This is a genomic window from Haloplanus salinarum, assembly GCF_009762275.1.
GTDB classification, from domain to species: domain Archaea; phylum Halobacteriota; class Halobacteria; order Halobacteriales; family Haloferacaceae; genus Haloplanus; species Haloplanus salinarum.
This window is the reverse complement of the sequence record NZ_CP034345.1, coordinates 954396-980981: the sequence shown is the minus strand read 5'-3', so window position 1 is coordinate 980981 and position 26586 is coordinate 954396. Positions and strand designations below refer to the sequence as shown.

At 71.1% G+C, this 26586-nt stretch carries 26 protein-coding genes; 13 read left to right on the top strand and 13 right to left on the bottom strand.

Going from position 1 to position 26586, the window contains the following annotated elements:
• Positions 1-8: 8 nt before the first annotated feature.
• Entirely contained in the window at positions 9-1088 is a 1080-nt protein-coding gene (locus tag EI982_RS06260) for an ATP-binding protein (RefSeq protein ID WP_157688674.1), read from the bottom strand.
• Positions 1089-1204: 116 nt separating this feature from the next.
• Between EI982_RS06260 and EI982_RS06255 the strand changes: the two genes are divergently transcribed.
• Positions 1205-3409 (top strand): thioredoxin domain-containing protein, encoded by a 2205-nt coding sequence (locus tag EI982_RS06255; RefSeq protein ID WP_157688672.1) that lies wholly within the window; start codon positions 1205-1207, stop codon positions 3407-3409.
• 10 nt (positions 3410-3419) lie between these two features.
• Here EI982_RS06255 and EI982_RS06250 read toward each other — a convergent pair whose 3' ends face one another.
• Complete coding sequence (locus EI982_RS06250) at positions 3420-3797, bottom strand: thioredoxin family protein (RefSeq protein ID WP_157688671.1); 378 nt, start codon at positions 3795-3797, stop codon at positions 3420-3422.
• 114 nt (positions 3798-3911) lie between these two features.
• Between EI982_RS06250 and ligA the strand changes: the two genes are divergently transcribed.
• Positions 3912-5948, top strand: a complete 2037-nt coding sequence (ligA, locus tag EI982_RS06245) for an NAD-dependent DNA ligase LigA (protein WP_157688669.1) — start codon at positions 3912-3914, stop codon at positions 5946-5948.
• Between the two features lie 52 nt (positions 5949-6000).
• Entirely contained in the window at positions 6001-6891 is an 891-nt protein-coding gene (locus EI982_RS06240) for a PLP-dependent cysteine synthase family protein (RefSeq protein WP_157688667.1), read from the top strand.
• On the opposite strand, the gene EI982_RS06235 is transcribed toward EI982_RS06240, so the two are convergent.
• The 4 genes from EI982_RS06235 to cyaB form a co-directional block, all read right to left on the bottom strand.
• Positions 6888-7340: a DUF5804 family protein gene (locus tag EI982_RS06235; protein WP_157691077.1), complete on the bottom strand. Its 453-nt coding sequence runs from the start codon at positions 7338-7340 to the stop codon at positions 6888-6890. The two genes, EI982_RS06240 and EI982_RS06235, sit on opposite strands and share 4 nt — an antisense overlap.
• 46 nt (positions 7341-7386) lie before the next feature.
• Positions 7387-8523, bottom strand: coding sequence for a tRNA sulfurtransferase (locus tag EI982_RS06230; RefSeq protein WP_233255343.1), 1137 nt, complete (start codon positions 8521-8523; stop codon positions 7387-7389).
• 206 nt (positions 8524-8729) lie between these two features.
• Positions 8730-9950, bottom strand: coding sequence for a methionine adenosyltransferase (locus EI982_RS06225; RefSeq protein WP_157688666.1), 1221 nt, complete (start codon positions 9948-9950; stop codon positions 8730-8732).
• A 62-nt stretch (positions 9951-10012) separates the two neighbouring features.
• Positions 10013-10561, bottom strand: coding sequence for a class IV adenylate cyclase (gene cyaB, locus EI982_RS06220; RefSeq protein ID WP_157688664.1), 549 nt, complete (start codon positions 10559-10561; stop codon positions 10013-10015).
• 114 nt (positions 10562-10675) lie between these two features.
• On the opposite strand from cyaB, the gene EI982_RS06215 reads away from it, so the two are divergent.
• The gene (locus EI982_RS06215; protein ID WP_157688662.1) at positions 10676-11677 is read left to right on the top strand and encodes an FKBP-type peptidyl-prolyl cis-trans isomerase; all 1002 of its coding nucleotides are present in this window, start codon (positions 10676-10678) and stop codon (positions 11675-11677) included.
• Between the two features lie 72 nt (positions 11678-11749).
• Here the strand turns inward: EI982_RS06215 and EI982_RS06210 are convergent, their stop codons facing one another.
• From EI982_RS06210 to EI982_RS06200, 3 genes are all read right to left on the bottom strand, one after another.
• Entirely contained in the window at positions 11750-12373 is a 624-nt protein-coding gene (locus EI982_RS06210; protein ID WP_157688661.1) for an RAD55 family ATPase, read from the bottom strand.
• Between the two features lie 9 nt (positions 12374-12382).
• Positions 12383-13024 carry a MinD/ParA family ATP-binding protein gene (locus EI982_RS06205; protein ID WP_157688660.1) on the bottom strand — a complete coding sequence of 214 codons (642 nt, stop codon included), beginning with the start codon at positions 13022-13024 and terminating at the stop codon, positions 12383-12385.
• A gap of 73 nt (positions 13025-13097) precedes the next feature.
• Positions 13098-13472 carry a YlbF/YmcA family competence regulator gene (locus tag EI982_RS06200; protein WP_157688659.1) on the bottom strand — a complete coding sequence of 125 codons (375 nt, stop codon included), beginning with the start codon at positions 13470-13472 and terminating at the stop codon, positions 13098-13100.
• Positions 13473-13588: 116 nt separating this feature from the next.
• On the opposite strand from EI982_RS06200, the gene EI982_RS06195 reads away from it, so the two are divergent.
• Complete coding sequence (locus tag EI982_RS06195) at positions 13589-15622, top strand: hydantoinase/oxoprolinase family protein (protein WP_157688658.1); 2034 nt, start codon at positions 13589-13591, stop codon at positions 15620-15622.
• Positions 15619-17304 carry a hydantoinase B/oxoprolinase family protein gene (locus EI982_RS06190; protein ID WP_157688657.1) on the top strand — a complete coding sequence of 562 codons (1686 nt, stop codon included), beginning with the start codon at positions 15619-15621 and terminating at the stop codon, positions 17302-17304. The genes EI982_RS06195 and EI982_RS06190 overlap by 4 nt, the downstream gene beginning before the upstream one ends.
• Here EI982_RS06190 and EI982_RS06185 read toward each other — a convergent pair.
• On the bottom strand, positions 17298-17960 hold the full coding sequence (locus EI982_RS06185) for an RAD55 family ATPase (protein ID WP_157688656.1): 663 nt from the start codon (positions 17958-17960) through the stop codon (positions 17298-17300). The two genes, EI982_RS06190 and EI982_RS06185, sit on opposite strands and share 7 nt — an antisense overlap.
• On the bottom strand, positions 17953-18552 hold the full coding sequence (locus EI982_RS06180) for a response regulator (RefSeq protein WP_157688655.1): 600 nt from the start codon (positions 18550-18552) through the stop codon (positions 17953-17955). The genes EI982_RS06185 and EI982_RS06180 overlap by 8 nt, the downstream gene beginning before the upstream one ends.
• Positions 18553-18652: 100 nt before the next feature.
• Between EI982_RS06180 and EI982_RS06175 the strand changes: the two genes are divergently transcribed.
• The gene (locus EI982_RS06175) at positions 18653-19465 is read left to right on the top strand and encodes a BtpA/SgcQ family protein (protein WP_157688654.1); all 813 of its coding nucleotides are present in this window, start codon (positions 18653-18655) and stop codon (positions 19463-19465) included.
• A 54-nt stretch (positions 19466-19519) separates the two neighbouring features.
• On the opposite strand, the gene EI982_RS06170 is transcribed toward EI982_RS06175, so the two are convergent.
• Positions 19520-20668 carry an NAD(P)/FAD-dependent oxidoreductase gene (locus EI982_RS06170; RefSeq protein ID WP_157688653.1) on the bottom strand — a complete coding sequence of 383 codons (1149 nt, stop codon included), beginning with the start codon at positions 20666-20668 and terminating at the stop codon, positions 19520-19522.
• Between the two features lie 98 nt (positions 20669-20766).
• Here EI982_RS06170 and EI982_RS06165 point away from each other — a divergent pair, with 98 nt between their 5' ends.
• Positions 20767-21297: a hypothetical protein gene (locus tag EI982_RS06165; protein ID WP_157688652.1), complete on the top strand. Its 531-nt coding sequence runs from the start codon at positions 20767-20769 to the stop codon at positions 21295-21297.
• Here the strand turns inward: EI982_RS06165 and mvaD are convergent.
• Positions 21294-22262: a phosphomevalonate decarboxylase MvaD gene (gene mvaD / locus EI982_RS06160; protein WP_157688651.1), complete on the bottom strand. Its 969-nt coding sequence runs from the start codon at positions 22260-22262 to the stop codon at positions 21294-21296. The two genes, EI982_RS06165 and mvaD, sit on opposite strands and share 4 nt — an antisense overlap.
• 99 nt (positions 22263-22361) lie before the next feature.
• Between mvaD and EI982_RS06155 the strand changes: the two genes are divergently transcribed.
• The 5 genes from EI982_RS06155 (at position 22362) to EI982_RS06135 (ending at position 26554) form a co-directional block, all read left to right on the top strand.
• Positions 22362-23255, top strand: a complete 894-nt coding sequence (locus EI982_RS06155) for a hypothetical protein (protein WP_157688650.1) — start codon at positions 22362-22364, stop codon at positions 23253-23255.
• Positions 23256-23310: 55 nt separating this feature from the next.
• A complete protein-coding gene (locus EI982_RS06150) occupies positions 23311-23931 on the top strand; it encodes a DUF655 domain-containing protein (RefSeq protein ID WP_157688649.1) in 621 nt (206 codons plus the stop codon).
• Between the two features lie 67 nt (positions 23932-23998).
• Positions 23999-24847, top strand: coding sequence for a 16S ribosomal RNA methyltransferase A (locus EI982_RS06145; RefSeq protein WP_157688648.1), 849 nt, complete (start codon positions 23999-24001; stop codon positions 24845-24847).
• Positions 24840-25961, top strand: coding sequence for a mechanosensitive ion channel family protein (locus tag EI982_RS06140; protein ID WP_157688647.1), 1122 nt, complete (start codon positions 24840-24842; stop codon positions 25959-25961). Before EI982_RS06145 ends, EI982_RS06140 begins: the two co-directional genes overlap by 8 nt.
• Positions 25958-26554 (top strand): HemK2/MTQ2 family protein methyltransferase, encoded by a 597-nt coding sequence (locus EI982_RS06135; protein WP_157688646.1) that lies wholly within the window; start codon positions 25958-25960, stop codon positions 26552-26554. Before EI982_RS06140 ends, EI982_RS06135 begins: the two co-directional genes overlap by 4 nt.
• Positions 26555-26586: the final 32 nt, after the last annotated feature.

Sequence of the window (26586 nt, the reverse complement as noted above, 5' to 3'; positions counted from 1 at the left end):
GGATATAGTCAGCGCGCCGGCGGGCGCCGCAACTCGACGACGACCTCGGTCCCGCGGGGGTCGTTGTCGCGCACCTCGATGTCGCCCCCGTAGTGGTTCAGGAGCGTCTTCACGAGGGCGATCCCGCGTCCCTCGCCGGACTCGATGGCCGACTCGAAGAGGTGGTCCTTCACGTCGTCGCGGATGCCCGGCCCGTCGTCGGCGACGGACACGCGGACGCTCCGATCCCCGCGTTCGGCGGTCACCCACACCGTCGGGTCCGGGCGGTCGTGGTGCTGGACCGCGTTGCGGAGGAGGTTCGAAAAGACCGCCGAGACGGCGTCGGTCGCCAACACGTACAGCTCCGGTTCCACGTCCGTCTCGACGGTCGCCTCCGGATACGTCGACCGGACCTCCTCGACGGCCCGCAGGACCCGCGTCGAGACGTCCATCGGCTCCGGATCCTGCTCCCCGGCGAACACGTCCGACAGTCGCTTCACGTCCTCGATGAGCGCCGCGATGGCGTCGCTCCGGCGCTCGATCGGGCCGAGATACTCCTCGGTGCCCTCGGTCCGCTCGCCGAGCAGTCCGGTGTACCCCTGGATGACCTGGGTCGCGTTCAACACGTTGTGCCGGAGGTGGCTGTTCAGAAAGACGAGCGCGTCGCGGCGGCGGTCGGCCTCGCGGGCCGCACGCTTCGCCCGGGCGTAGTAGATGCCGACCATCCCGCCGCCGATGCCGCCGCCCGTGCCGACGACGATGACGCCGAACGCCGCCCCGCCGACGGCCCGTCCCTCCAGGAGGCGCACGGCGACCGTCAGCGAGGACAGGGTGACGAACGCGGCCATCCCCCCGAGACACCACCGAACGACCGACCAGGTGTCGGCGAGGGGGAGATCGGACGTCGACAGCCAGCGACCCAGCCAGAGCAGGCCGGCCGAAAGCGAGAGACAGAGCGCGAGCGCGAGGACGGGGCCGATACCGACGCCGAGACGCTCGATGTCGGCGACGAAGTTGGCGACCGAGACGACGGCGACGGCGAGCGCGAGGACGACGATCAGCGACGGCGCATGGACGACGAGTCGCCGTTCCCACGCCGGTACGTCCATACGCCCGAATCGTGTACCTCCTACAAAACGGTTACCTGTGTTCGCCCGGTGGCGGTGACCCGACCGATCGGTCGGGTTCTGTTGGCTTTACCTGTCTGGGCACCCAATCGACGACCATGACGACGCCGACGCGTCGGAACCGTCTCGACGAGGAGGCCAGCCCGTATCTCGAACAGCACGCCGACAACCCGGTGAACTGGCAACCGTGGGACGAGGCGGCGTTGTCGGCGGCCCGGGAGCACGACGTGCCCATCTTCCTCTCGGTCGGCTACGCCGCCTGTCACTGGTGTCACGTCATGGAGGCGGAGAGCTTCCAGGACGAGGCTGTCGCGTCGGCGCTCAACGAGGACTTCGTCCCGATCAAGGTCGACCGCGAGGAGCGCCCGGACGTCGACAGCGTCTACCAGACCATCTGCCAACTGGTCTCGGGCGGCGGCGGATGGCCCCTCTCGGTCTTTCTCACGCCGGAGGGCAAGCCCTTCTACGTCGGGACGTACTTCCCGCGGGAGCCGAAACGTGGCCGCCCCGGCTTCCTGCAGTTGCTCGAGGACATCTCGCGGTCCTGGCGGGAGGACCGCGAGGAGATCGAGAACCGCGCCGACCAGTGGACCGCGGCCATCACCGACGAACTGGAGTCGACGCCGGAGTCCCCGGGCGACCCGCCGGAATCGGACCTCCTGGGGTCGGCGACGGCGGCGGCGATCCGGAGCGCCGACCGCGAACACGGCGGCTTCGGCTCCGGCGGACCGAAGTTCCCCCAGCCCCGCCGGCTCGACCTCCTGCTCAGAGCGGCGACCCTCGACGGCGACGAAGCGTCCCGCGAGGTAGCCGTCGAGGCGCTCGACGCCATGGCGACCGGCGGCCTCTACGACCACGTCGGCGGCGGCTTCCACCGCTACGCGACCGACCGCGAGTGGACCGTCCCCCACTTCGAGAAGATGCTCTACGACAACGCGGAACTCCCGCGGGTGTACCTGCTGGCCGCCCAGGTGACGGGGGCGGACCGCTACGCCCGCGTCGCCGCCGAGACGGTCGCCTTCCTCGAACGCGAGTTACGGCACCCCGAGGGCGGGTTCTACAGCACGCTCGACGCCCAGAGTCGTCCGCCCGCGTCGCGCGGCGGCGACGACGCCGGGGACGCCGAGGGTGCGTTCTACGTCTGGACCCCCGAGGAGGTCCACGACGCGCTCGCGGACCTGGACGTCGACGGCGTCGACGCCGGGACGGCTGCGGACCTGTTCTGTGACCGCTACGGCGTCGAGTCCGGTGGCAACTTCGAGCGCGGGACGACCGTCCTCACGGCGACGACGGGGTACGCCACCCTCGCCGAGTCGTACGACCTGCCGGTCGAGGCGGTCGAACGCGCTCTGATGGCCGCGCGGGGTCGGGCCTTCGAGGCCCGCGCCGAGCGCCCTCGACCGGCCCGCGACGAGAAGGTGCTAGCGGGGTGGAACGGCCTCGCTATCTCCGCCGTCGCGGCCGGGGCACGCGTTCTCGATCCGGCCCTCGCGGGCACCGCGACGGACGCCCTCGCGTTCGTCCGCGAACACCTCTGGGACGCCGACACGAAGCGCCTCTCCCGCCGCTACAAGGACGTCTCCGAGCCAGGGTCGGGGGCAGGCGAGACCGCGTCTCGACGTGGCGACGTCGCGGTCGAGGGCTACCTCGACGACTACGCCTTCCTCGCGAAGGGGGCGTTCGACTGCTATCAGGTGACCGGCGAGGTCGACCACCTCGCGTTCGCGCTCGACCTCGCTCGCGTCGTCCGGTCCGAGTTCTGGGACGCGGAGGCGGGGACGCTCTACTACACGCCCGCGGACGGCGAGGCGCTGGTGACTCGACCCCAGGAACTGAACGATCAGTCGACGCCGTCGAGCCTCGGCGTCGCCGCCGCCCTCTTCGAGGACCTCGACCTCTTCGTCCCCGACGAGGACTTCGCGGCGATCACCGAGCAGGTCCTGTCGACCCACGCCGACCGGATCCGGGGAAGTCCGCTCGAACACGCCTCGCTCGTCCTCGCGGCCGACGCCCACACCCGCGGCCCGGTCGAGTTGACGCTCGCCGCCGACGACCTGCCGACCGCGTGGCGGGAGACGCTCGCCGAGACGCCGCTCCCGACGGGCGTGATCGCCCCTCGGCCGGCCGACGACGACGCCCTCGACGACTGGCTCGCGACCCTCGGCGTCGACGCGGTGCCGCCGATCTGGGCGAACCGGGACGCCGTCGACGGGGAGCCGACGGCGTACGCCTGCCGCGATTTCACCTGTTCGCCGCCACAGACGGATCTGGACGCGGCGCTGTCGTGGCTGGCCGATCGCTGAAGAAAAGCGGCTACGCCTGTGCCCGCTCGTCGCGCTCGGCGATCCGTGCCGCGAGGTACTCGGCGATCGGTTCCGGCTCCTCCTCGACGAACCGGGCGACCTCCTCGCCCGCCCGTTCGACGACGACCGTCGGGATGTACTCGACGCCGTACGCGTCGACGCCCTCACCGTGCTTGTCGTCGTCGACGGGGTACCGCTCGATCCGCTCGTCGGGGACGCCGGCGGCCTCGAGCGCGGCCGCGAAGGCCGGCAACTGTCCCCGGCAGTCGCCACACCAGTCCGCGCCCCACACCATGTAGGTCAGTCCCTCGCGGCCGAGCGCCGCCAGTACCTCGTCGTCGCCGTCCCACGTCCCGGTCGGATCCATCGTTTCCAGTGTCTCGGTCATGAGAGCGGCTACCACGTCCACGGGCTTAACCCCGACGTTCCCGCCCCAGGCCGACCGGCGCGCCGGCGAGTCGCCGGCTATTCGTATCCGGCGGTCCCCTGTGTGGACAGCGAGATGGTCGAGGAACCAGCGGACAACCCGTACGTACGCGACCCGGACACGTCGTTCGCGCCGGTCGACGACCTCGACGCGGCGACCGCCCGCGAGCAGGTCCGGCGACTCAGGGAGGCGATCGAGTACCACGACTACCGGTACTACGTGGCGAACGACCCCGTTATCGCCGACCGAACCTACGACGCGCTGTTCGACCGGCTGGCCGAACTGGAGGCGGCGTTCGACCTCGACGACGAGCGCTCGCCCACCCGCCGGGTCGGGGGCGAACCCCTCGACGGACTGGAGACGGTCGAACACGTCGTGCCCCTCCTGAGCCTGCAGTCCTCGGGCGACGCCGCGGAGATCCGCGAGTTCGACCGCCGCATCCGGGAGGCCGTCGGCGACGTGACCTACTCCGCGGAGCCGAAGTTCGACGGGTTCTCGATCGAGGTGGTCTACGAGGACGGCGTCTTCGAGCGTGCGGTCACCCGCGGCGACGGCGAGGAAGGCGAGGACGTCTCCGCGAACGTCCGCACGGTCGGCAGCGTCCCCCTGCACCTGCGGGATGCCCCGGAATTTCTGGCCGTGCGCGGCGAGGTGTATATGCCCCGCTCGGGGTTTCAGGCGCTGAACGAGCGGCGGATCGAGCGCGGCGAGGACCCCTTCGCCAACCCGCGGAACGCGGCGGCGGGGACGGTCCGCCTGCTCGACCCCTCGACTGTCGCCGACCGTCCGCTCGACGTCTTCTTCTACGACGTGATCGAGACGTCGGCGACGCTTTCCTCCCAGCGCGAGGCGTTCGATCTGCTCCGCGAGTTGGGGTTCCGGGTGAACGACGAGACGACGCTGGTCGAGGACGTCGAAGCGGTGCTCGACTACCGCGACCGGCTCATGGCCGCCCGCGACGACTTGGAGTACGAGATCGACGGCGTCGTCGCCAAGGTCGACGATTTCGAGGCCCGCGAGCGCCTGGGGTCGACCGCGCGTCACCCCCGGTGGGCCTTCGCCTACAAGTTCCCCGCCCGGACCGGCGAGACGACCGTCGAACGGATCGTCGTCCAGGTGGGGCGGACGGGCAAGCTGACGCCGGTCGCCCTCCTCGACCCCGTCGACCTGCAGGGTGTCACGATCAGCCGTGCAACGCTTCACAACGCCGCGCAGGTCCGCGACCTCGGGGTCCACGAGGGCGCGGCCGTCCGGATCGAACGCGCCGGCGACGTCATCCCGGAGGTGGTCGAGGTGGTCGACGACGACGCCGGCGAGGCCTTCGAGATGCCCGGGACCTGTCCCGTCTGCGACGGGCCGGTCGTCGAGGAGGGCGAGCACCACTACTGTACGAACGCCTCGTGTCCGGCACAGCTCCGGCGCAGCCTCCAACATTTCTGTTCGCGGGACGCGATGGACGTCGAGGGGATCGGTGAGGCGGCGGCCGATCGGCTGGTCGAGGCGGGGCTGGTCGAGTCGCTCGCGGATCTCTACGCCCTCGACGTCGCGGACCTCGCCGCGCTCGACGGCTGGGGCGAGCGGTCGGCCGAGAACCTGCTGGCCGAACTGGAGCGGAGCAAGACCGTCGACCTCGGGACGTTCGTCTACGCGCTCGGCATCCGCCACGTCGGGACCGAGCGGGCGCGCGCGCTCGCGGCCGCCTTCTCGCTCGACGAGTTGCTGGACGCGAGCGTCGACGACCTGCTGGCCGTCGAGGACGTCGGTCCGGAGGTGGCCGAGGCCGTCGTCTCCTACTTCGACGCCGAGGCGAACGTCGAGACGGTCGAGCGCCTGCTCGACGCCGGCGTCGACCCCGAGCGCCGGGACAGGGGGGACGAACTCGACGGCCTGACCGTCGTGTTCACGGGCAGCGTCCCGGGGTACACCCGGTCGGAGCTCTCGGAACTGCTCGAAACCCACGGCGCGAACGTCACGTCCTCGGTCAGCGGCGAGACGGACTTCCTCGTCGTCGGCGAGAACCCCGGGCGGCGAAAGCGCGAGCGCGCCGACGAGGAGGGTGTCGAGACCCTCGACCCCACGGACTTCGAGGAGCGGATCCTGTCGCGGCTGTAGGGTATCCCCGGTTCCACCACCGATTTAGGCACCGATCCCGAACCGAGTTCCCATGCACGACAGCGTCCTCGACGCCATCGGCTCGCCCTTGGTGCGGATCGACTCCCCGCCGGGGACGACCGTGGCGGCGAAAATCGAGTCGAAGAACCCGGGCGGCTCCGCGAAGGACCGCCCGGCGAAGGCGATGGTCGAGGCCGCGGAGGAGCGGGGCGAACTCGAACCCGGCGACACCATCGTCGAACCGACCAGCGGGAACACGGGTATCGGCCTCGCCGTCGTCGGCGCCGCCAAGGGGTACGACGTCCGGGTCGTGATGCCGTCCTCGAAGTCGCCCGAGCGGCGGGCACTCATGGAGGCCTACGGCGCCGAGGTGGAACTCGTCGACGGCGAGATGGACACGGCGAGGGAGCGCGCGGACCGGCTGGAGGCCGAGGGGATGGTCCAGATGCGCCAGTTCGAGAACCCCGCGAACCCCGAGGCCCACTACCGGACGACGGGTCCCGAAATCGTCGAACAGGTGGGCGACCGGACCGTGGACGCGCTGGTCTGTGGGGTCGGCACCGGCGGTACCATCTCGGGAACCGGCCGTCGCCTGCAGGAGGCGTTCCCCGAGATGACGGTCGTGGGCGTCCAGCCCGATACCAACCGGTTCCTGAGCGGCGACCCGGGCGACGACGACTTCCAGGGCATGGGGCCGGGATTCGTCGCCGAGAACGTCGACGTGGACCTGCTCGACGGCGTGGAGGACGTATCGCTCTCGGCCGCCGAGGCGGAGTGTCGGCGCCTCGCCCGCGAGGAGGGGATCCTCGTCGGTCAGTCGAGCGGCGCGTCGAGCGTCGGCGCGAAACGCGTCGCCGAGCGCCTCGACGCCGAGGACCCGCTCGTGGTCACGGTGTTCTGGGACAGCGGCGAGCGCTACATGTCGACCGGGCTGTTCGACTAACCGCCGAACTCGGCTTCGGTCACGCGGACGACGACCGTCTCGTCGACCGGACGGAGGTCGTACTCCGGGACGCTCCCGTCGACGCGGGTCGCGTACATGGGTTCGACGAGTTCGTCGCCGTCGAGGCCGTAGACGCGGAGGAACCCTCCGGTGTCGTCGGGGTCGACGTCGCCGTCGCGGACGGCCGTCGCGAGGTCACGGGAGAGCCACTCGTCGGTCGAGACGGAGGGCTCCCGGACCAGCGCGCAGTCGGCGAAGCGGACGAGATACCAGTTCAGGTCGTTCAGAAGCGAGACGGCGGCCCCGAGGCTGACGGTGTCGACGGCCACCGTGTTGGCGAACGGCTCGTGGAGGTCGTAGGTGGCCAGCGCCGCCCGCGACGTCTCCCGCGAGAGCAGTTCGTACCGGAGATCGACGGCTGCGTCCCCGACGAGACAGACCTGCGTCACGGTCGTGTGGTCGGCGGGCGACCCTAAATCGATTGCGCCGGCCCGCTCACTCATCGACGATCCACAGGTCGTCGACGGCGGCCGCGGCGTCGGCGAGCAGGCCGTCCGGCTCGGCCGCCTCGACCGCGTCGAGGGTCGCCCCCGTCGCGGGGGTGTCGGGATCGAGCCGTTCACAGCCAACCGTGATCGAGGAGTCCTCGTAAGTGTCGATGGCGCGTGCTTGCTCGACGATCACGTCCTTGTCCCGGGTGAGCAGCGGCCGGTGGACCGGGGCGTCGACCGCCGCGTCGGTGACCGCGAGGTTCGCCGCGGTCTGACTCGACTTCTGGCCGATGGCCTCGCCGGTGACGATCCCGACCGCGTCGGTGCGCTGCACGACGACCTCGGCCATCCGGAGGAGCGCGCGCCGCCACGAGAGCATCCGCGTGTCCCCGACGTCGGCCACCAGCCGTTCGGCGATCCCGCCCCCGGGGACGATCCGGAGCCGACAGTCGAAGTTGGGGGCGTAGCCCGCGAGACGGTCGACGGTCGCGGCGGCGCGGGCCTCGTGGTCGGGGCCGCCGTAGACGCCCAGACTGACGTACAGGGGGCGGATCGGCGACCCGCGGCGCATCGCCTCGTAGGCCGCGACCGGGGAGTCGTGGCCGCCGCTGACGAGCGCGACGAGGGGTGCCTGCGTCCCCACGGGCAGCCCGCCGGGTCCCGCGACGCTCCGGGCGGCGACGTGGGCGCGGTCGTCCCGTACCTCGACGTGGTACGTACGGTCGGGGTCCTCGAGGTCGACCGAGGCGTCGGTGACGGCGCCGACGACCCGCCCGCCCTCCCGTTCCAGGTCGCGACTGGAGAAGTCGTGGTCGTCGTCGTCGCCGACCCGTCGGGCGCGGACGGCGTAGGTGTCGACGGGTGGCGCGGCCCGCGCGAGGGCGGCGAGCGCGTCGCCGACGGCGTCGGGGTCGGCGGGGCGGGTCGTCGACGGCCGTGCCCAGACGACGCCCGGCGCGTCGGCGGCGGTCCGGGCCGCGCGTTCGGGATCGGGGGTGTGGACGACGAGCCGAGCCCAGGTCCGCTCGACCGTCGCCTCGACACCGCGGTCCGCGAGGAGTGCGGCGACGTTGTCCCGGAGGCGACGGGTCATCCTCCCCCGCACCTCGCTGCTCTTCGTCGAGAGTTCGCCGAAGCTCACGAGGACGGCGTCGGTGGGGGAGTCGGCGTCCGCGTCGGCTTCGGCGTCGGTGCCGGCGTCGCGCTCGTCCACGGTCACGGCTGCCGTAGGCGGTCGGGGTACTAGGGTGGTTCGATCCGGCCGTCATACGGTTTAGTGTAAGTCATCACCGGTGGTTCGCCGGACCGTGGCGGCGAACCACCGGTAAACAGTTACACTAATCGGTATCAGAACGTGCGGAGTTCGCCCTCGATGACCGAGCGGGTCACGTCGGTCACGTCGGCGAGTTCCCGGTCGACGATTGCCTCGATGTCGGCGTCGATGTCGGAGAGGGAGACGTCGTCCTCGCACACGACGAAGGCGTCGGCGACGTGGGGTCGGTCGATCGGGCGGCCGATCTGGGAGAGCAGGCGAACCCGGAACTCCCGGATTCCGGGGACCTCCTCGACGACCGACTCCGCGATGCGCGTGCTGAGGAGGTTGTAGATCTTGCCGATGTGGTTGACGGGATTCTTGCCGCTCGTGGCCTCCATACTCATCGGCCGGTTGGGCGTGATGAGGCCGTTGGCGCGGTTGCCGCGGCCGACGGAGCCGTCGTCGCCCTGTTCGGCGCTGGTGCCGGTCGTGGTGAGGTAGATGGAGCCTTCCTGGTAGTCGTCGGCGGTGTTCACCTCGACGGCGACGCTGCGATCGGTACGGGACTCGGCGAGGTCGGTGACGGCCTCACGGACCCGGTCGACGCCGTCGCGGTACGCCGCCATATCGGCGAGGTGACGGTCGATCATTGCCGCCGCCACCGTCAGGTCGATGTGGTCGCCCTCGCGTTTGCCCATGATCTTCACGTCCGGGCCGAGTTCCGGGTTCTCGTCCGCGTAGGGACCGTTGAGGTACTCCTCGGCGTCGCGGACGATCCGCTCGGTCTCGGTCAGCGGCGCGTGGCCGACACCGAAGCTCGTGTCGTTCGCCATCGGGACGGACGCCCCGTCCTCGCCGAAGACGGTCTGGAGGTCGCCGCTTCCCTCGCCCAGCCGAACGTCCACGACGACGTCGGTTCCGAAGTCGAGCTCGGGGACCACTTCGTTCAGGTAGTCGCGGGCCGCCGCGAGCGCGGTCGAGTCGACGGGGAGGGTGTACTCGGTGCCGTCCGCCGCCTCGTACTCGCGGGTCGCGCGCCCCACGATCAGGACGTAGATCGGTTCGACCACCTCGCCGCCGCCGAACGCGGGCGCGGCGTTGCCCGCGGCCAACTGCGTCTCGTCGGTGTTGTAGTGAAGCACTTCGCCCACGCGTTCGAGATAGAGGTTCGACAGCGCACGCGAGACGTTCTCGGCGATCCCGTCACAGAGGGAGTCGGGATGACCGATCCCCTTCCGCTCCACGATCTCCACCTCCTGGTCCTCGACCGCGCGCCGGTCGACGGACTCGATTCGGATGTTCCGGTCGCTCATCGACGGAGGTTGTCGCCGCCGGGTGCTATAACTTGCGGAAACCTTTGGCCACCGCAGTATTACTACGAGGAATCGTCGGCGTCCAGCAGGAGGCCGAGATACGACGTCCGGAGCTGTTCGTCGGGATCGAGGCCGAGGTCCCGGAGGTGGGCGGCGGCGGCCTCCCGGACCGTCTCCAGATCCGTCTCCGACGCCTCGCGATCGATCTCGACGAACTCCCCGAGGTCGCCGACGGTGTCCAGCGTCACGGTATAGCCGTCGAGGGCGTACCGCTCGCGGTCCTTCTCGACGACAGCCGCCGGCGAGAAGCCGAGCGCGCCGAGGATCTCGTCCAGCCGATCGGCGTCGTCGACCCCCGTCTCCACCTCGCGGCGGGTCTTCGAGGCCGCCTCGACCAGCGGACCCTTGTACGTGATCCGGGTCGTGGAGCCGTCGTCGGCCTCCTCGCGTCGGATCCGGAGCGCCTCGTCGGTCTCGGCGAAATCCCGGTGGGGAGCGTCGTAGTAGGTGTCGACCTGTCGGACGCGCCCGACGCGCTCGGCGCCGAGCGCCGACAGTCGCTCCCGGACCGCCTCGTGGGACGCCCGCACCTTCAACTCGACTTCGTACATATCGCACCCGTCGGGAGCGGGGCCGAAAAAGCCCGCTGTCGGCGATGAGGGGGGTCCCGATCCCGTCGGACGGGAAACGTGATTCTTAAGGGTCGCACGGGAGTTGTGGGTGGTATGAGTGACGAACAGGCCGAATCGGCCGACGAGCCGGTAGACGCCGACACGGCCGATGACCCCGACGCGGAGACTGCAACCGAGTCCGAGACCGAGGAGGCGTCCGGCCTGCAGGACGGTGACTTCGTCCGCCTCTCCTACACCGTCCGCACCGCGGACGACGGCCAGGTCGTCGACACGACCAGCCAGGAGGTGGCCGAGGAGGCCGGGATCGACGAGGAGGACCACGAGTTCGAGCCCCGGACCGTCGTCATCGGCGCCGGCCACGTCTTCCAGGCCGTCGACGACGACCTGATCGGCAAGTCGGTCGGCGACGAGAACACCGTCGAGATCGATTCCGTCGAGGCGTTCGGCGAGTTCGATCCCGACGACGTGCGCACCGTCAGCGCCGAGAAGATCGACGAGGACGACCGCTACCCCGGCGCCCACGTCACCGTCGACGGCCAGCAGGGCCACGTCGAGACGATCATCGGCGGCCGCGCGCGCGTCGACTTCAACCACCCGCTGGCCGGCGAGGACCTCGAATACGACTACGAGGTCCTCGACGTCGTCGACGATCCCGCGGAACAGGCCCAGGGGCTGCTCGGCATGTACCTCGACCACGCGCCCGAGGTTTGGATCGAGACCGACGAGGTCGAGGAGGAGGTCCAGGTCGAAGTCGAGGGTGACGACGACGAGGACCCCGAGTACGAGACCGAGACCCAGACGGTCGAGAAGGAGACGCTGTACATCGAGGCCACGCCGACGATGACGATGAACCAGCAGTGGCTCTTCCAGAAACAGCAGATCGCCCAGCAGATCATGGACCGACTCGACCTCGATCGGGTCATCGTTCAGGAGACCATCGACGGGACGGGCGGCATGATGGGCGGCATGGGCGGTATGATGGGCGGCATGGGCGGCGCCGGCGGTGCGGACGTCGAGGAAGCCCTCGAAGACGTCGACGTCGACGCCGACGAAATCGTCGAGGAACTCGACGAGGACGTCGACCTCGAGGAGTAATCCGGTTCTCGGACCGGGGGCGCACGTTCCCCCAGCCGCGTCGTTCCCGACCCGTGGGAGCGTCGACGCCGTCTACGCGATGTCGCGGCTGGTGTCGATCGTGACGCCGTCGGTGAGCTTCAGCTTGATCGTCTCCTCGAGGGCGCTCCCGCCGCGGAACTTGGGAACGGCGAGTCGGTTGACGATCTGTGAACCGCTGGTGTCGGTCCGGAGATCGAACACCACGTCGGCCATGTGTTCCGTGAGCGCCCGGTTCGGGCTGCTCTCGCCGTGCATGGCGTGTAACACCGCGATCGACCCCGTGTTGACCATGTGGGTCTGGAGTTCGTTGAGGAAGCGGCGGTACCGGGTCGGCTCGGCGTCCTCCAGCGGATCGACGACGTCGATGAGGAGGTTGGCGTTCTCGGGGACGTCCTTCACCAGTCGGGTGGCGTTGTCGATGGGCGGGTAGTCGCCGGCGTCGCGGACCGACAGACGGTCGACGCTGCCGCCGTACCGGTCGATTGCGTCGCGAACCGCCTGTTCAGAGCGGATCGTCGTCACGTACAGCGTCCCCCTCGCGGCCGCGATCTCGTACAGTAGCGACTCCGACTGGCTGGCCGGATCGGCGCTCAACAGGAGGATGCTCCCCGGCGGAATCCCCCCGTCGAGCTGTCTGTCGAGGACCGAGATACCCGTCGGCAGACGCCTGGCCATCGTTCCTCCTCACGACTGGGACGCTAATATGTCTTCTCCCAGATTCGTCGCGAGGCGCCGGTAGGCGCGCCGTACCCGTTCGTCGTCGAGCACCGGCGGGTCGGCGGGCGGAACCGACGCGGCCACCGGACAGCCGAGGAGGTCGGTCACCGCGTCGGGTGCCGACCGCGTGCGGGTCAACACCACGCCACACACCGGCGCGTCGAGGGTCCGAGCCATCGCGGCCGTCTTGACGGCGTCCCGGAGTGCCGGCGCACAGAGCGTGGTGACGAGCAGCGTCGCATCCGCGCTCCGGAGCGGGGCAGCGGCGTCCGGGCCGGCCCCACCGGGGCAGTCCACGAGCGCCGGCCGGTCGGCCGCGGCCACCCTGTCGAGCGCCCGGGCGAGCGCGGCCGGGTCGGCGTCGCCGACGTGTGGCGCGGGCAGGACGTCAACCCCTGAATCGCCGGACTTGGACTGTGCGACCCCGGCCACCCCCCGGTCGTCGACGGCGGCGAGCGTCGGGTCGCGGTCCACGCCGGCGAGCGCGTGCAGGTTCGGCATGTCGGCGTCGGCGTCGGCCGCGACGACCGGTGGGGCGAGCGCCGCGGCTAGGCCGAGCGCCGTCGTCGTCTTCCCCACTCCACCCTTGCCTCCGGCGATGGCGAGCATGGGGGGAGTGGGCGCGGCACCGGATTTGAACGTCGGGGGACCGGTCGCCGCCCGACTCACTCGATCGGTTCGGTCAGTCCTGACAGCACCCGCCCGCTTCCCCACCGAAGTCGACGGAGAGCGGCTCCGAAATCGCCACGTTGATCGCCTCGAGCTGGCTCTGGAGCGCCTCCTGAGCGTTCAGGTACTCCTCCATCACCGGCATCGAGTGGAGGTCGTTCTGTGCCTGCTGGAGCTTCGCGACGTGGTCCTGGCTCGCCTCGCCGGCCTCGCGGGCCGCGACGAACTCGTCGCGGAGGCGTTCGACCTCGGCGATCCGCTCCTGGGCGTCCGGGTCGTCCTCGACGGCGGCCTTCGCCTCCTCGAACCGTTCGTAGGCGGGCGAGTCCGCGATGGCTTCGCCGAGTTCCGTCCCCAGATCCTCCAGCCGGCTCGTCGTCGTGCTCATACTTTCCCTTACCCCTCACCGCGTTTCAATTTGCCGCCCTCGGTCCGCCCGCCCGATCCGCCGCCGCGGCCGGGGCCCGGGCGGAGGTTTATGAGCCCCCCTTCCCTGCCACCGGTATGGAAACCGACACACGTGTCGGGGTCGACGTCGGCGGCACCTTCACCGACGTGGTCGTCGCCGACGCCGACGGACTCGCGACGCTGAAGGTGCCGTCGACGCCCGACGCCCCGGACCGGGGCGTCCTCGACGGGGTGGACGCCGCCGGCGAGGCGGCCGACCTCGATCCCGCCGCGGTCGACTTTTTCGCCCACGGGACGACCGTCGCCACGAACGCCCTCCTCGAACGCGAGTGGGCCGAGACGGCGCTGGTGACGACCGAGGGGTTCCGCGACGCGGTCGAGATCGGGCGCCAGACCCGCCCCGACCTCTACGACCTGGGCGCCGAGAAGCCGTCGCCGGTCGTGGACCGCGACCGGCGGTTCGAGGTGCCCGAACGCCTCGACCACCGGGGCGAGGTGGTCGAACCCCTCGATACGGACGCCGCCCGCGAGGTGGCCCGCGCCGTCGCCGACGCCGACGTCGAGAGCGTCGCCGTCGCCTTCCTGTTTGCCTTCGAGGACGACGCCCACGAGCGGCGGATGGCGACGCTCCTGCGCGAGGCGGGCGTCGACGCCGAACTCTCGCTGTCGAGCGACGTGTTGCCCGAGATTCGGGAGTACGAGCGCACGCTGGCGACGACGATCAACGCCGCGCTCAAGCCGGTGATGAACCGCTATCTGGGGCGCTTGGAGGACGGCATCGCCTCGGCCGGCGTCCCCGCGGCGATGCAGGTGATGCAGTCGAACGGCGGCGTCGCCTCGGCGGCCGCCGCGCGGGAGCGTCCGGTGAACACGCTCCTCTCCGGCCCGGCCGCCGGCGTCCGCGGCGCCGCCCACGTCGCGGGCGTCGCCGGGTTCGAGGACGTCCTCACGATGGACATGGGAGGGACCTCGTGTGACGTGTCGCTGGTCCGGGACGGCGACCCCGTCGTCTCGACGGAGGGCACCGTCGGCGAGTATCCGGTCAACGTCCCGATGGTCGACGTCCACACTATCGGCGCGGGCGGGGGGTCGGTCGCGTGGGTCGACGAGGGTGGGAGCCTGCGCGTCGGCCCCCGGTCGGCCGGCGCCGACCCCGGGCCGATCTGTTACGGCCGTGGCGGAACCGAACCGACGGTCACCGACGCCCACCTGTTGCTCGGCCGGATCGACCCCGGCGCCTTCTTCGAGGAGAGCGCCGACGAGGCGACCGTCCGCGAGGCGGTCCGGGAACGGGTCGCCGATCCGCTCGATCTGAGCGTCACCGCGGCCGCACAGGGGATCCTCGACGTCGCCAACGCGAACATGGAGCGGGCGCTGCGGGTCGTCTCCGTCGAACGCGGCCACGACCCTCGCGACTTCTCCCTCGTCGCCTACGGCGGCGCCGGTCCGCTCCACGCCGCGGAACTCGCCGCGGAACTCGACGTCCCGCGGGTCGTGGTCCCCCGGTCGGCCGGCGTCCTCTCCGCGCTCGGCCTCCTCATCAGCGACGTGGTCTACGAGGACGGCGTCTCGGCGGTCCGGCCGTGGAGCGAGGTCGACCCCGCGAACCTGACCGAGCGCTTCGAGTCGCTGATCGCGGAGCGCCGGGACCACCTCGCCGACGAGGGCTACCCGCCGGAGCGCCGGCGGTTCGAGCGCGCCGTCGACCTGCGGTACCGCGGACAGTCCTTCGACCTCCGGGTGCCGCTCCCGGACGGCCCTCTCGACGACGACGCGCTCGCGGCCGTCGCGGACCGCTTCCACGAGCGCCACGAGCGCCGGTACGGCCACGCCTCTCCCGGGGAACCGGTCGAACTCGTCACCCTGCGCCTGCGCTCGCGGGGCGTCGTCGACCCACCCGCACTCGCGATGGCCGACGAGGTGGCCGGCACGCCCGCTCCGCGGACGACGCGGACCGCCTCGTTCGACGGCGAGCGCCACGACACGCCGGTCTACGACCGCGGGGCGCTCGGGCCGGGCGCCGAACTCGACGGCCCGGCGGTGATCGAGGGCACGGAGAGTACCGTCGTCGTCCCGCCGGGGGCGGCGGCGAGCGTCGACGACATGGGGAACGTGGTGATCGAGCCATGAGCGGGGAGGTCGATCCGGTCACGCTGGAGGTCCTCCGCAACGCCTGTGTCGCCGTCGCCGAGGAGATGAACGCGACGCTCGTCCGGACGAGCTACTCGCCGAACATCAAGGACCGCCGCGACTGCTCGTGTGCGCTGTTCGACCTGACCGAGGAGGGTGCCGAGATGATCAGTCAGGCCGAGAACATCCCGGTCCACCTGGGTGCGATGCCGTACTCGGTGGCGGCGGCCATCGAGGCGTTCCCGCCCGCGGAACTGGAAGATGGCGACGCCGTCCTCCTGAACGACCCCTTCCACGGCGGCGCCCACCTCCCCGACATGACGCTCGTGACGCCGGTCTTCGTCGACGACGAACTGGTGGCCGTCGCGGCCAACCGCGCCCACCACGCCGACGTGGGCGGGGGACGGGCCGGCAGCGTCGCTGCCGACTCGACCGAGATCTACCAGGAGGGACTCCGCGTCCCGCCCGTGAAGCTCTACGAGGGCGGCGACCCCGTCGAGGACGTCTTCGACCTCCTCCTGACGAACGTCCGGACGCCCGACGAGCGGCGGGGCGACTTCCGCGCCCAGCGGGCGGCCAACCGGACGGCCGTCGAGCGGGTCCGCGAGGTGGTCGAGCGTCACGGCCTCGACACCGTCCGCGCGGCGACGACGGAGATCAAGGCCTACGCCGAGCGCCGGATGCGCGCGGAGATCGACGCCCTCCCGGACGGCACCGTCGCGTTCGAGGACCACCTCGACGACGACGGACAGGGCCACGAGGACCTCCGGATTGCCGTGGCGGTGACCGTCGACGGCGACGAACTCGTCGTCGACTTCGCGGGGACGAGCGACCAGGTCGCGGGCGCGATCAACGCCCCCCTCGCGGTGACGGCGTCGGCGACGTACTACGCCGTACGCTGTGTCACCGACCCCGACGTGCCGCCGAACGCGGGGACGTACCGCCCCATCGACATCCGGACGCCCGAGGGGTCGATCGTCGACGCGCGGCCGCCCGCGGCCGTCGTCGGCGGGAACCTGGAGGTCTCACAGCGCGTGACCGACACCCTGCTCGGGGCGTTCGGGACCGAGGCGCCGGAGCGCTCCGTCGCCGCCGCCCAGGGGACGATGAACAGCGTCACCTTCGGCGGTACGGACCGGGCGGGCGAACCCTTCGCGTTCTACGAGACCATCGGCGGCGGCTACGGCGGCCGGGCGGGCGCCGACGGCATGGACGGCGTTCACGCCCACATGAGCAACACGCTCAACACGCCCGCGGAGGTGCTGGAGACCGTCTACCCGCTCCGGGTGTGCCGCTACGCGTACCGCCCGGATTCGGGAGGGGCCGGCGAGTTCCGCGGCGGCCTCGGCCTCCGGCGCGACATCGAGGTGCTGACCGACGACGTGGCCTTCAGCCTGCTCGCCGACCGGCGGCGCCACCGGCCGTACGGGATCGCCGGCGGCGACGCCGGCGCCGCCGGCGAGGACCGACTCGACCGGGACGGCGAATCCGGCCCCATCCCGGGCAAGTCGACTCACGACCTCGATGCCGGCGACGTGGTCCGGATCCGGACGCCGGGCGGCGGCGGGTACGGCGACCCGGCGGACCGCGACCCGGACGCCGTGTACCGCGACCTGCGTCTGGGGAAGCTGTCGGCGTCGCGGGCCCGCGAAATGTACGGGATCGACCCCGACGGTCAGTAGGGGAACTCGGTCCACTCGGCGGCCACGCCGGGCAGGCCGCGCACCCGGATCTCGCGGGTGCCGTCCTCCTCACGGAGTTCGATCGCGGCGTCGAAGATGGAGGTGACGACGTTGACGAAGCGGTCCTCGTGGGTCGTGGGATCGAGGCTGTAGACGCCGAGGTAGCCGGCGGCGCTCGTCCGTCGGGAGAGGACGTGGAGAAAGGAGAACGCGCGCTCGGCGTCGACGTACTGGAGGAGCGTCGAGATGGAGACGAAGCCCAGGCGGAGACGGGGCGGCGAGTCGACCTCCTCGACGGCCTCGGTAAACGCGACGCCCATGCCGGTGAGGTCGGCCGGGGAGTTGACCCGGTGGACCGTGGGGTCGTCGTCGCCGGGGGCACCCGAGGCGTCGACGACGCGGAACGTCTCGGGGGCGATCCGAACGCCCCGGTCCTCGAACTCCGCGTGGATGCGCGGCGCCGGGTCGTCGGTCGTCATCACGACGATGGGGTCGGTCGGTTCCGAGGGCGCGAGCAGGTCGAACACCAGGTCGCGCTTGCCCGACATCGCCGGCCCGGAGACCAGTACGTTCATTCCGGGGTCGAGGGCGTCGACGTCGAGCGGCAGGACGTCACACAGCGGGTAGCCCTCGGACTGGGCGTCGCCTTCAGCCATCGGCATCACCCCCGACCGCCTCGTCGTCGATGGCCCGGAGCGTGGCGACGAAGCGCACGTCGTCGGTGTAGCTCTCGGCCTCGGCTTCGAGCGTGCACCGCAGCGATTCGATCCGCTCCTCCAGGTCCGCGAACGCCTCGCTCCGCTCGAGTTCGTACGTCGACTTCCCCTCGCGCAGCGCCGCGCGTTTCGCGAGCAGCGAGTGATACTCCCTGACGTCCTCGGCGTGTCGGTTCAGGGAGAGCAGTTCGTCGATGGTCGATCGGAGCTCGTCGTGACTCGTCGGCTTGGTGATGTAGGCATCGAACCCCATCTCGAGGATGTCGAAGTCGGGGTCGACGGCCGTCACCATCGCAACCCGAACCCCTAGGTCACGCTCGCGGATGCGGTCGAGCACCTCCCCACCGGAGACGCCGGGCATCAGGCGGTCCAGGAGCACCACGTCCACCGACTCGTCGAGTTTCGCCAGCGCGTCCTCGCCGTCGTACGCCTCGCGGACGTCGTACGACGTCTCCAGATACCGGCGGTACGTGCGGACGACTTCCCTGTCGTCGTCGACGATGAGCACCGTTCCCCCCTCGGTCGTGGTCATTCTCGCGGTCTATCGCTAGTCCGTGATGGCGACAATTAAACCCCCCTGTCGATGGGGCGGGGCGGAGGGTTTTGGCCCTCCGGGCACGCACTCGTCAGTGATGACCGACCTCCCACGCATCGTCGGCATGGTCCACCTACCACCCCTCCCGGGGTCGCCCGGGTTCGACGGCGACCGCGCGGCGACCCGCGACCGCGTGCGCGCCGACGCGCGAGCGCTCGCCGAGGGCGGCGTCGACGCCCTCCTCGTCGAGAACTTCGGGGACGCCCCATTCTATCCGGAGACCGTCCCCCGGCACGTCGTCGCGTCGATGACCGATCTGACCCGACTCGTCGTCCGGACGGTCGACCGCCCGGTCGGGGTGAACGTCCTCCGCAACGACGCGACGGCGGCGCTGTCGGCCGCGGCCGCCGCCGGCGCCGACTTCGTCCGCGTCAACGTCCACACCGGTGCGCGCGTCGCCGACCAGGGCGTGATCGAGGGGCGGGCCCACGAGACGCTCCGCCTGCGCGACCGCCTCGATACCGACGTGTCGATCCTCGCGGACACGGCGGTGAAACACTCGGCGCCACTGGGCGGGACGACGGCCGCCGACGGGCGGACCACCACGGGTGACGACGTCGACGACCTGGTCGAGCGCGGGCGTGCGGACGGCGTGATCGCGAGCGGTCCCCGGACGGGCGAGGGCGTCGACCGCGCCCGCCTCGAAGCGGTCGCCGAGCGGTGTGGCGCCCACGACGTCCCGCTGTACGTCGGGAGCGGCGTCACCGCGGGGACGGTCGGCGACCTCCTCGACGTCGCCGACGGGGTGATCGTCGGGACGGCGCTGAAACGGGACGGCGAGACGACCGCCCCGGTCGATCCGTCGCGGGTCCGGGCCCTCGTCGAGGCGGCCGACTATAGTAGCGATTGAAAGTCATTACACAGCCGATCGCAGTACTGCGTACGGTCGGCTGTGCAAACAGTTTCAATCGCTACTATAGGCGAGCTCTTCCCGGGCGAGTTCCGCGGCCCGGGTGACCGCGCCGATCGAAGAGAGGTGGCCGGCGCCGACGGTGGCCTTCATCGCCCGCGCGGCGGCGCCGCGGAACACCTTCGGCCCGACCGTGGCGACGGCGTCGTCGCCGACGGAGGCGATCCAGCCGGGGGCGTCGAACCGGAACGGCTCCAGTCGAGGGTCGAAGCCGTCGTCGCGGGGGTCGCCGAGGCCGAGGTCGGCACGGACCAGGCGGTCGAGGTTGGTGGCGACCGTCTCCGCCTCGCGGATGGCCGCCGCGGCGCTCGCGGGGACGGCCTCGCCGTCGGCGTCGACGACCTTCGCGGCGTCGCCGACGGCGAAGGCGTGGGAATCGAGTCTGAGGTCGCCGCGCACGACCGGGCGGTCGCCGCCGAGCGCCGCCGGGCCGCGGATGCCCCCGGTCCAGACGAACGTGTCGTAGGGGACGCTCCGACCGTCCACTTCCACCGCGTCGGCGCTCGCTTCGGTCACCCGGGCGCCGGTCTCGACGGCCACGCCCGCGTCGTCGAGGGCGTCGCGGACGGCCGACCGAAACGCCTCCGGGAAGGCCGGCGCCACCGAGTCCAGCCGTTCGAGGACGGTCACCTCGACGGCGGCGTCGCGTTCGTCGGCGAGCGCCGCGAGTTCGCCCGCCACCTGGACGCCCGAGAGGCCGGCGCCGCCGACGACCGCCCGCCCCCCGGCGTCGCAGGTGTCGAGGAAGTCCTCGCGGAGGCGACGGGCGTGTGCCAGCCGCTTCAGCGGGAGCCCGTGCTCGTGGACGCCGGGGAGGTCGTAGAAGGCCGTCTCGGCGCCGAGACAGACCGCCGCGTAGTCGTAGTCGAGGGCGCCGTCGTCCAGGTGGACGCGGCGCGCCTCCCGGTCGACGCGCTCGACGCTCGCGGTGCGAACCGTCGCCCGCGAGAGGGCGTCGTCGAGGGGGACGGTGATGGCGTCGGCCACCGACGGACGGCGGACGACCCGGTGGAGTTCGTGCTGGACGAGGTGGGTGTCGGACTCGTCGACGACGACGAGGTCGACCGCCTCGGGGAGTCGGGATTCGAGGCGACGGGCGAGTGTCAGGCCGGCGTAACCGGCACCGAGGACGACGACGCGCATACCTCCCCGTTGACCCACACGGCAAAGAAGGGTCGCCCGGGGGGGGTGGCGGCTTTCGGCCGTCCCATATAAGTGCGAGCGCGCCGACGCCCGAACGGATGGGCGTCGAAGGGTTCGTCTGTTGGACGGCACACTCGATCAACGACCGGACCGAGCTGCGGCGCGTCCTGAACGCACAACTGCCCGCGGGGACGCGTGCGCTCCGGGAGGCTCGCGAGGCGGGACTGCTCGACGGCACGAGTCTGCGTCCGCGGGGACTCGCCGCCGCCCACGAGTTCGCGGCGCGGAGCGACCTGCCGATGGCCGGCCCGAGCGACGCCGTCGCGGACTTCAGCGCGCTCCTCGATGGGATTCGGGCCGCCGCCGACGCGGGCCGCCCGCTCACCGTCGAGGCCGTCCCCGACGGGTTCGACCGGGTCGACCCCACGGTCGATCGGTTCGACCGGGCGTATCACACGGTCAACGTCGCCAAGGAGTACCCCGGGGGCGCGGAAGTGGAGTTGAACTACCGCTCGCGCGACCCGAGTCAGCCGGGCGAGGCCAAACCCAACCGGTCGACGGCGATCCTGTGGCTCCGCGGTGACGTGGACCACGAGTACGACCACCGGCGCGAGTGGGTCGAAGGTTAGAAGAGGGCGTCGGACGCCGGGCGGATCTCCGCTGGACCACCCACCTCCCACACTTCGGTTTCGACGCCGCAGTCGGCGACGGCCGAGACCACGCGGTCGACGTGATCGGCGGTGGTGTTGACGTAGACGCTCGCGCCCGTGTCCGTCGAGAAGTAGACGGGGACGCCCTCGTCACGGAGCGCACGGACCGTGTTGAACACCGCGACCGTCCGGGGCTGCCAGTACACCCACCCCGCGGGTCCGGTCATCGTCGTCGCCGCCAGCGACAGGGAGTCGTGTTCGGCGAGTTCGAACGCGCGGTCGAAGTCGCCGCTCCGGAGTGCGTCGCGCATCTCGGCCAGCTGTTCGTGGATGTGAGCCAGCCGCGCCTGGAACATGTGGCTGTCGGCGGCCTCCTCGTGGGCCTGTTCGGTCTCCTTGTAGGAGGGAACGAGCGCGGCGACGATCCGCAACTCGTCTTCGAGGTCGGTCTCGATGCGCTCGGAGCGGCAGTCGGCGTCGTTGAGACCCGTCCGGAGGTGGGAGAAGGCGCCGGTGACGGCGCGGGCGGCCGACGAGGACCCGCGGCGGGCGATGGTCGATATCTCCGGCCGCGTGAGGTCGAGGTCGGCCGCCTCGGCGAGCGCCATCGCGGCCGCGGCAAAGCCCGAGGAGGAGGAGCCGAAGCCGACGTTCGACTGGAAGGAGTTCTCGCTCTCCAGGCGGACGGGTGCGTCGATACCCGCGCGCTCGCGGACGTGATCGACGACGGCGTCGATTCGCTCGGCGCCCCGCCCCTCGACGGGGTCGCCGTCGACGACGTACACGTCCTCGTCGGTCGCGCCGAACTCGACGGTGGTGGTGGTCCGACTGGGCGCCGTACAGACGCTGATGCTGTCGTGATACGGGAGTCGGAGTTCGGGGTCGCGCATCCCGTGGTACTTCACGAGCCCCTGGATGGGGTGGGCCGTGGCGGTCGCCTTCATGTTCGAAGGGGCGTCGGACTGGCGGATAAACGTCCCGAAACGGCCGGCTCCGACCCCCGTCCGGGGCAAGTATAAGAGCCGCCGGGCCGAGTGAGGGGTATGCCGCGCCTCTCTCGACGGCGACTCCTCCGGACCGCGGGGGTCGCCGGCGCGTTCGCGCTCGCGGGCTGTTCCAGCGACGGCGACGATGACGACGGCGAAACGACGGGAACGCCGCGCCCGACCGCGACCGGGACGCCGACACCGACACCGACACCCACGCCGACGCCACGGGCGCCGGCCGACGAGGCCCTCGGGTTCGAGGCGATGCTGGCGCGGACGCCCACCCACCCCGAGATGGACGACGCAGCCTACGTCTGGGCGCGGTATCTCGACGCGGCGCCTCTCCTCGCGAACGTGGACGACGACACGGTCGGACGGCGACTCAGACAGGGGTGGCTCGGCTCGGGGCCGCCGGCGTACGCCGACTCGGACGCGTTCGAACTCGTCCACGTCCAGCCGGCGACGCTGCCGAACGTGACCCTCGGCCGGGGCGTCTACGACGTCGAGACGACCGTCGAGGGGATGACGGCCGACGGCTGGACCGAAGCGGACGCCGACGGCAGCGACACCTACCTCACCTACGGCGGCTACGCGGCCGCTGTCGGGGAGCGGTTTTGGATCGTCACGAGCGTCGCCGACGCCGACGTCGTCGGGACGCTCGCGTCGTCGGCGACGGCCGACCCGCTCGTCGACCGACTCGAGGACGTGGACCGCGAGGCGGCCGCGCGGGCGGCCGACGAACGGGGCAACTACACGGTGGTCGAGCGGTCGGTACCGGGCGACTACGCGGCCGGAATCTCCGTCGACTACGAGGCCTACCGGTTCCCAATCGGCGTGTTGCAGTACGCCGCCAGCCGGGCGTCGCCGTCGTGGGAGCGAGTCGAACGCCGCTTCGAGACGCGGATCGCCGGCGAACTCCGGGCGACCGACTTCGGCGACGACTTCGGGTAGCCGACGGGGCGGCCCGGCCCACGGTTTAAATATCCGGTCGCCGTACAGTGGGAGTATGACTACCTCCGAGAGCGGAGAGGCCGGCGCCGACGACGGTGCCGATACCGCGGAGGAGGCGGAGCGGACCTACGCGGTGGTCCTCGATTACCTGCCCCACGGACGGCCGGGTGACGACCGCCCCCAGTACAAGAAATCGCCGCTGGCGTATGCCCTCGAGGAGTCGACGTTCCGACTGCTCGAACTCACGCTCGAAGACGACACGGACGTGGGAATCGGCGACCGGATCGTGATCGACCCCGCCGAGGAGCGGACGGCCGTCCAGCGCCTCCGGGAGGTGGACTACGACGACCTCTCGAACGCTGCGCACTCGGAACTGGAGTACGTCGTCGAGGAGGTCGTCGAGCGCCACGAGCGGCGGTTCGTCGACTTCTACAACGACGCTCAGCCGATCACGCTCCGACTGCACCAGCTCAACCTCCTGCCCGGCATCGGGAAGAAGCTCCGCAACGACGTGCTCGACGAGCGCAAGCGCGCGCCCTTCGAGAGCTTCGAGGACCTAGAGGAGCGGATCGCCGGCCTCCACGACCCGAAGGGCGTCCTCGTCGACCGCATCTTGGAGGAACTCCGGGACGAGGACCTCAAGTACCGGACGTTCGTTGGCGACGCGGCCGAGTGAGGGGTCGGTCCCGTCGGCCGCCGCCGGAAACGGGAAACTTACCCGAGTCGGTGTGCTATCGGGGACGATGACAGCGTCGCGCGATCCGGACCGGCTGCTCGAACGCGCCGGGGTGTCCGGCAACCCCGACCGTGATCAGCACTTCCTCGTGGACGAGCGCGTGCTGGACCGGTTGCCGACGCACCTTCCGGCGGACGTCGACCGAAGTCACGTCCTCGAGATCGGCGGCGGCACGGGCGCGCTCACCGACCGCCTGCTGGCGACCTGTGACCGCGTGACGACGATCGAGCGCGATCCGGCGCTCGCCGAGTTCCTCCGCCGGGAGTTCGACGCCGAGATCGACGCGGGTCGGCTGACGGTCGTCCACGGCGACGCCCTCGACGTGACGCTCCCGGACGCCACCGCGAGCGTCTCGAACCTGCCGTACGGCGTCTCCAGCGAGATCGCGTTCCGCCTCCTGCCGCTCGGGATCCCCACCGTGCTCATGTTCCAGCGGGAGTTCGCCGAGCGCATGGCCGCCGCATCCGGCTCCGACGAGTACGGCCGCCTGTCGGTGAGCGCGGGCCACTACGCCGACATCGAGGTGGTCGAGCCAGTACCGCCGACGGCGTTCTCGCCGCCGCCGGCGGTCGAGAGTGCGATCGTTCGGACGACGCCGCGGGACCCGGACTACGCGGTCGACGACGAGGCGTTCTTCCTGCGGTTCGTGAAGGCGCTTTTCACGCAGCGTCGGAAGACGCTTCGAAACGCCGTCCGCAACACCGCCCACATCTCCGGGCTCGCGGACCCGGACGCGGTGGTCGCGGCCGCCGACGAATCGCTCATGTCGCGCCGGGCGGGGGACGTGACCCCCGACGAGTTCGCGGCGCTCGCGACGCTCGCCGCCGACGTGGGGCGGGGTGACGACGATGATTGACGCGCTGGCGTCCGTCGAGTCGTCGCTTTTCACCCGCCTGCTCGTGACGGCGCTGGTGGTCGTCGTCGTCCTCGGCGCGCGGTACGGCATCAACCGCTGGCGGCGCCGCGACGGCTGGAGTTCCGGGCGACGAACCGAACTCCTGCTGTCGGTGGTGCTGGCGGCCGTGACCGGCGGCGGGATCCTCGTTCTGGTCGACCTCTGGGAACTGGTCGGTCCGCTCGCGCGGTCCTACCGGAACCTGGGGCTCCAGGACCTCGCCGGTCGGATGCTGCTGGCCGTGGTGATCCTGGCGACGACCTACGCGCTGACGGATCTCGTGGGGCGGATCATCGGCGAGTTCACGGGCACCCGGTCGAGCATCAGCGAACACCAACGCGAGATCATCTACCGGCTGACACAGGTCACGCTCTACACGCTGGCGATACTCGTCGTCGTCGGGTTGTTCACTCGTGACCTCGGGAGCCTGCTGGTCGGGGCCGGCTTCCTCGGTATCGTCGTCGGGATGGCCGCCCGACAGACCCTCGGGGCGATGCTCGCCGGGTTCGTCCTCATGTTCTCCCGGCCGTTCGAGATCGGCGACTGGGTCCAGATCGGCGACCGCGAGGGCATCGTCACCGAGATCACCATCGTCACCACGCGCATCCAGACCTTCGACGGGGAGTACGTGATGCTCCCGAACGACGAGGTGAGCGGCCAGCCGATCATCAATCGGACGCGCAAGGGGCGGCTCCGCATCGAGGTGGAGGTCGGCGTCGACTACGACGCCGATCCGGAGCACGCTGCCGAGGTGGCCCGCGAGGCGGTCACGGAACTCGATCAGGTCCTCAACGTGCCGACGCCGCAGGTGGTCGGCAAGCGGTTCGGCGACTCCGCCGTCGTCCTCGGGGTCCGGGTGTGGATCGACAACCCCAGCGCCCGGCGGATGTGGCGCGCGCGCACGGCCGTCATCGAGGCGGTCACCGACGCCTACGCGGCCGAGGGGATCAAGATCCCGTTCCCGCAGCGGGAGCTCATGGGTCGCACCGAGGAGGGCGGATTCGCCGTCGCCGAGGGGCGAGAGACGCCGGCGCCGACCCCCGACGGCGGTCCGGGCGACGGGACGGCGGAATGACCGACGACGGCTCGGACACCCTCGCGGACCTGGCGGACCGCCGAGGGGCGGAGCGGGCGGTGTACCAGCCGGCGGAGGACTCCCGCCTGCTCGCCGAGGCGGCCGTCGAGCACGCTCGCGGTCGGACGCTCGAAGTGGGGACGGGATCGGGTTGGGTCGCCGAACGGATCGCGACCGAGACGACGGCGACGGTGATCGCCAGCGACCCCAACCCCGCCGCGTGCCGGGAGGTACGCGACCGAGGGGTCCCCGCCGTCCGCGCCGACCTCGTCGCTCCGTTCCGGACCGACAGCCTCGACACCGTCGCTTTCAACCCGCCGTACCTGCCCACCGACCCCGACAACGAGTGGGACGACTGGATGGAGCGTGCCCTCTCCGGCGGCGAGTCGGGGCGGGCCGTCATCGATCCGTTCCTCGACACCGTCGGCCGCGTCCTCCGGCCCGACGGGATCGTACTCCTCCTGGTCAGCAGCCTCACCGGGTTCGAGGCCGTCGTCGACCGCGCCGAACGAAACGGCTTCGCCACGACGACGGTCCGCCAGGAGTCCTACCCGTTCGAGACGCTGTCGATCCTCCGTCTGGACTTCGAATAACCATAGGACATATTTTGGTTTAGCAAATATTA